The sequence below is a fragment of the Microbacterium sp. ZW T5_45 genome (genome assembly GCF_044987415.1).
Lineage (GTDB): Bacteria > Actinomycetota > Actinomycetes > Actinomycetales > Microbacteriaceae > Microbacterium.
Genome location: NZ_JBJDRJ010000073.1, coordinates 1 through 5,755, shown reverse-complemented (window position 1 = coordinate 5,755; position 5,755 = coordinate 1). Strand labels below are relative to the sequence as shown.

Genomic DNA, 5,755 nt, shown 5'->3' with positions numbered 1-5,755 from the left:
CAACACTCGTAGGCTTCACTCGAGCCTCGGCTACGTCCCACCCGCCGAGTTCGAGCAAGCCCACTACGCAGCCCTCACCCGAGAGCCGCAACCCGCATAGGAGCGGCAAGAAACCTGGGGCGCTTCATGTCGCACAGGGCACATCACTCTGAGGCGGACTCCGTGTACTGCGGTTGGGGTATTTCGCAATGCCGCGTGGGGTGGATCCCCGAGGCGTGGCATGCCTCCAGACTGAGAGCATGCTCCCCGAAGCAACCCAAGCCATCGAAGCTAGCAGGGCGCTGCATCAGTTCCGGCACCCGCCGGTGTGGGCGACCGATCTTCTCAATGCCCTGCTGATCATCGGGCTGGCGTTCCTTCCATTCCCAGGCGATGAGTTCCGTCCGGGCGGCCCCGCTGCATTGGTCGTGGTCGTCACGCCTGCCCTGCTGTTGCCGCTTCGAAGAAAATGGCCGATCAGCGTTCTCGGGGCGTGCGTCGCCTTGTACGGACTGGCGTCCTTCACTGGGACGCTCTCGCCGGGCGTAGTCTTAGCCACATCGATAGCAATGTTCCGTGTCGCCGCGAGCAGCGCGACCCGCCGGCTCACCGTGGTTGCAGCTGCTACTGCAGTCGTCTCGATCATCGCTTTGAGCGTTCTGGCTGCGATCGCCACCGTGCTGGACGCCCGCGCCTTCGCCTTCGCGCTCACGGTCGCCTTCGCCGCAGCGGCGGGAGACGCGAGTCGCTCCCGGCGCGAGTACATTCGAGCCATCACCGAGCGGGCCGAGCGTGCCGAGCAGACGAGAGAGATCGAGGCGCGTCGGCGTGTCACCGAGGAACGCCTACGGATAGCGCGGGATCTGCACGACGCGGTCGCGCACCAGATCGCCGTGATCAGCCTGAACGCCGGCGTCGCCTCGTCACACGTCGCGACACGACCAGAGAAGGCTGTAGACGCGCTGGCAACGATCCGGGCCGCGGCTCGCACAGTTCTCAGAGAAATCGGTGACCTCATGGAGATGCTGCGCACCGAAACCGACAGCGGCGGATCGACTACTCACACGCCGCAACGCGGCTTACGCGAGCTCGACACCCTGCTCGGATGGTTTGCCGAGGTCGGCCTGAGCGTTCAAATCCGCCGCGAGGGAGACGCCACCCGACTCACGGGTGCCGCGGACCTGGTCGCATATCGCGTGATCCAGGAAGCGCTCACCAACGCGCACAAACATGGCGCCGAGCGCCGGGCCCATATCCTCCTCCGCATCGACGACGCTCGCGCTCTGATAGTGGTGACCAACCCCGTACCTGACAACTCAGAAGCGGGTGAGCGCGACAGGTCTCCGACGGGCGGGCACGGGTTGCTCGGATTGCGGGAACGTGTCGCATCGGTGCGCGGGACGGTAGAGACAGGCACAGCATCAGGTGGTTTTCGTGTAGCGGCGTCGCTTCCGTTGACAAAGGAGGAGCAATGATCAGAGTGCTCGTCGTGGATGACCAGACCCTCATCCGCCGTGCGGTTGTGGATATCCTCGCCGGCGCTGCGGGCTTCGAAGTCGTTGGCGAGGCCGTCGACGGTCGCGACGCGGTCGAGAAGGCACAGACGCTGGTGCCGGACGTAGTCGTGATGGATATCAGGATGCCGACGATGGACGGCATAGACGCGACAGTCGCAATCTGCGCGAACCCCGCCCTCTCGGATACCCGGGTGCTGATCCTGACGACGTTCGAGGAGGACGAGTTCCTCTTCTCCGCTCTCCGCGCCGGCGCCAGCGGATTCATCGGCAAAGGATCCGAGCCCGAGGACATCATCCGCGCTGTTCAGAGCGTGCACGGCGGGGACGCACTGCTTTCGCCCATCGCAACCCGCGCGCTCATCGCCAAGTACCTGCAACCAACACGAACGGAGGCCGCTACCGCAGCGGCAGTGGCCTCTGTGAAGCACCTGACGGAACGCGAACGGGAGGTGCTGCTTCTGGTGGCGCGTGGTAGATCGAATCTCGAGATTGCAGCGGACCTCTTCATCTCGCCGCACACAGCAAAGACCCATGTGAACCGGGTCATGACCAAAGCGGCTGCTCACGACCGTGCGCAACTTGTGATCCTTGCCTACGAGAGCGGTCTTCTCATCCCCGGCGTGTCCTGACCACGCCCGTCGGTGCGAAACTCTCGACGTTCACCGCCGGCAATGTCCACGCCAAGAGACCCTCAGTCTCAACCGATCAGGGCGTGACCGGAGGTGGTCCTGAATCAGGTATCTCCGCCAGATCATCGACCAAAGCCCGTGCGACAATCAATACCCGTTCGGACACAAGTGCTCGCATCGCTGAAGCGCCCACGCCCGCGATCACCGCCTGCGACGACACGGAATCCCATGTCATGATTACATGACGCGAAATCTCACTGGGTGGTACGCGTGCTCGCAGTGGCGTCGCCCGAAGGATATCCTCGACGATTGCTGACGCGCTGGCGAGCATGCGCTCAGACCAGCGGAGATACGCCGTCGCGATCTCAGGGTTACGCATTGCGTTCGTTCGGAATTCGTTCATGAGTAACACGCCGACGCGGTCCTCGACGAGAACGTCGAGGAGTTGCACCACGATGTCATCTCCCGTCAAGAACTGCAGGCCTCGACTCTTGAGACCTTCCAAGCGAGTCTCGACAGATTTCAGCTTCTCCTCGGAGACACGCAGCGCAAGTTCGACGAACAAGTCTTCCTTGGATGAGAAGTTCGAATAGAAGGCGCCACGGGAGAACCCCGCGCGATCGCAGATCAACTCCACTGTGGCAGCCGCGAAGCCCAATTCGGCAAAGACAACGCGTGCTGCGTCCAGAAGCCTGCGACGCGTCTGAGCCCGCCGGTGGGTCGTTCCTCGTAGGCCTCCGCTCTCAGCGGCCCGAGCAGGAAGGGTGCGGTCACGGGTCACGTTCCCAGAGTACAAGCCTGCCCATCGCATGCGCCTGCCGACGCAAGGCACAGCCGATGCACAAGGCCCCGCCCACCCGGGCTTCGTACACACCCACCGGAACCACCGGCCCTCCGAAGAACCCAGCGAGAAGCCCAGCGCCCACTTTACCGCTGGCCATTTGCGACGCCAGTGGTTGATGGGGGAGTCTCGTCATCGATCCTGTCGAGAATGTGTCGGCGTCGTTTGCGGGCCGCGCGGGCTCCGGCCATTGCGTGGCCTGGTCGGTGGTGGGGTGCCTTCCCGAGTTTGGCGGGATCCGGCGGAGCACGTACCAGGCGAGGTGACACATCCCGCCATGTCCAAGGAGGACGATACCGATGAAGAGGGAGATTCCCGCGTAGGACATGACGAAGTTCGCCCCGCCGACGGGTTCGATCGTCTGAGCGCTGGCGGCCATCTCGGCCAGGTATTGCCTGCGTTTGCGCCCAGGCCCACGCGTCGTATCCAGCAGACACAGCGCCGGCCGCAATGATTGTCCCCCCGACAACGGGAAAGGGGGTGCGCAGCCGGCGTGAGCCGGAGCGCGCGCATCACTGACGGCTCCTGATGACGCCGATCTTCCCGTTCTTGATGCCCAGCACTACATCGGCGATCTCTGTGACGTTGCGAGAGTGCGTGACGATGATCACGCACCGGTTCTCGGCTTGTGCGAGGTGCGTGAAGATGCCCAAGATCTCTTCCTCGGTCCTCTCGTCGAGGGCTCCGGTGGGTTCGTCGGCAATGATGACGGCCGGGTCGTGGGACAGTGCCCTGGCTATGCCGACTCGCTGCTGCTGGCCTCCGGAGAGCTTCAGGACAGGACGGGCGGCGTCCTCACGGCCAATGCCGAGTCGTTCCAGGAGCGTGTACGCATGCTCCGTCTTCTCGCTGACGGGGCTGCCCGAGATGTTCATCGACAAGACTATGTTCTGCACTGCAGTCGCGTTGGTCACGAGATTGAGTCCTTGAAACACGACGCCGATGTCTCGGGCCCGGTAACGGTCCCGGTCAGCCTTGGCTAGCGAGGTGCCGTTGAAGGAGACCTCTCCGGAACCGGCTGTGTCGAGTCCGGCGATGAGACTGAGAAGCGTGGACTTGCCGGATCCAGACTTCCCGACGATCGTGTGCACAGCTCCCGAAGTGAATGACGCGGAGACGCCGCGGAGGACGTCCCTATCGACGCCGGGGTAACGGTAGGTGACGTCGTGCAGCGCCAGAACCGCGGTGTCGGTCGGCCGGGTTGCGGCGGTGGTGGTGGTCATGGTCAGTTCCCCTCCGACAGGATTTTCATCGGTTCGTACTTGGTGATGCGGGAGATCGCGACGACGCCGGCGAGGCTTGCCAGTAGGAACGCGACGAGCGCGATCTGTCCGATCGAGGTGGGTGACAGCCCGACTGCGAGCTCACTGAGCGGTTCGGCATCCGAGGCCGCGCCGCCGAAGTTGCCGAAACCGCCTCCGTTGCCGCCCATGGGCATGCCGCCGCCGGTCATCCCGGCAGGGCTTTCCGTTGCGGTTTCTGCCGCGGCCACCTGCCCGGCCAGGAGCGCGTTGGTGACGGGCTGGGCGACGAGCACGCCGAGCCCGAGACCCGCCACGAGACAGATCGCCGTCAGGATCAACGACTCCACCCACAAGCCTGCTGCGACGAGGGACTTCTTCATACCCATGGCCCGCAGCACGCCGATCTCGTACTTGCGTTCACGGATGGCGGTGGAGCTGAGCAGGGCGATGATGACGCCGCCGAGTGCGAGGACGACGATCATGAACGTCATCGAGATTGAGTTCAGGCCTTCGACGGGGGCGACGATGGTGTCGTATGCCGATTCGTCTGTGGTGACTTCGAAAGTGTCCGGGAGTCCTTCGGCGCGCACCTCTGCCTCAAAATCTTGGAGCACGTCGGGCGATGTCAGGTAGTAGGTCGCGCTCACCTGAATACCGTCGTATGCGGAGTCATAGCTCTCCAGGATGGTGTCGACAGTGGTGAGGATCTGATTGCGTGTGTTGGTGTACGCGTTCTGCAACGGCGTCTGCCCGTATTCTCCGGTGAGGTCGTCGTAGATACCCACGACGGTGAGGTCGTCGTAGTTGATCGCTTTACTGTCGCCGCCATCCGGGTCGGTCAGCTCGCCAGTCGCCGTGAAGGTGTCACCGATCGCGAGTGCATTGAGCTCTGCGAGATCCGCGCTAACGATGACCTCGTTCAATTCGTCGGGAATCTCGCCCGCGGCGAGGGCACGGGTTCCGTCGTCGAACTCATCGAATGGACCGGCCATGAGCTGAGCCATATACGAGGGTGCGTCGTCTGTCGCCTCCGCCTCCCGACCGCCGAACCCGCCGCCCATAGGCATCCTGACGCTTCCACCGCCGAGCTCTTCGTCGACGACGGTCAAGCCGGTTGGGGTGATGCCGGTCGATGCTGTGTAGTCGGCCGAGTTCAGGTATTCGGAGTCGCCGAAGGCAATGTACTGCTCGGCATCGATGGTCGGCATCTCAAGACGCGTGGGTGTAGCGCTGGTGTCGGTGTCGGTGTCGGTGCTCGCGCGGAGCGCCTCGATATCGGGAGTGAACGTGACCTCAGAGCCGAAACGGGCCTTGTAGTCGTCGATGATTCCGGCCGACGTGGAGGTGATCATCATGGCGATGACTGTGGTGGCGATGACGACCAGCATCATCGCACCCAGGAGCAAGTTTCTGCCCCGATGGGTCTGCTGCACGGATAGGTGACAGTTTCGGTTAGGCCGCGAGGGCCAGGTTCTGGTTCATGATGGTCTCGAATTCGACGGGCGTCAAACGGCCCAGTCGGGCTTGGCGTCGGCGGCGGTGGTA

5 protein-coding genes are annotated in these 5,755 nt (G+C 63.5%); 2 read left to right on the top strand and 3 right to left on the bottom strand.

Going from position 1 to position 5,755, the window contains the following annotated elements:
• Positions 1 to 239 precede the first annotated feature (239 nt).
• Positions 240 to 1,454: a sensor histidine kinase gene (locus tag ACI3KS_RS19450; RefSeq protein ID WP_404920188.1), complete on the top strand. Its 1,215-nt coding sequence runs from the start codon at positions 240 to 242 to the stop codon at positions 1,452 to 1,454.
• On the top strand, positions 1,451 to 2,125 hold the full coding sequence (locus tag ACI3KS_RS19445; protein ID WP_404920187.1) for a response regulator: 675 nt from the start codon (positions 1,451 to 1,453) through the stop codon (positions 2,123 to 2,125). Before ACI3KS_RS19450 ends, ACI3KS_RS19445 begins: the two co-directional genes overlap by 4 nt.
• A 76-nt stretch (positions 2,126 to 2,201) precedes the next feature.
• Here ACI3KS_RS19445 and ACI3KS_RS19440 read toward each other — a convergent pair whose 3' ends face one another.
• From ACI3KS_RS19440 to ACI3KS_RS19430, 3 genes are all read right to left on the bottom strand, one after another.
• Positions 2,202 to 2,906, bottom strand: coding sequence for a TetR/AcrR family transcriptional regulator (locus ACI3KS_RS19440; protein WP_404920186.1), 705 nt, complete (start codon positions 2,904 to 2,906; stop codon positions 2,202 to 2,204).
• Between the two features lie 572 nt (positions 2,907 to 3,478).
• Positions 3,479 to 4,189 carry an ABC transporter ATP-binding protein gene (locus ACI3KS_RS19435; protein ID WP_404920185.1) on the bottom strand — a complete coding sequence of 237 codons (711 nt, stop codon included), beginning with the start codon at positions 4,187 to 4,189 and terminating at the stop codon, positions 3,479 to 3,481.
• 2 nt (positions 4,190 to 4,191) lie between these two features.
• Positions 4,192 to 5,601: an ABC transporter permease gene (locus ACI3KS_RS19430; RefSeq protein WP_404920184.1), complete on the bottom strand. Its 1,410-nt coding sequence runs from the start codon at positions 5,599 to 5,601 to the stop codon at positions 4,192 to 4,194.
• Positions 5,602 to 5,755 lie beyond the last annotated feature (154 nt).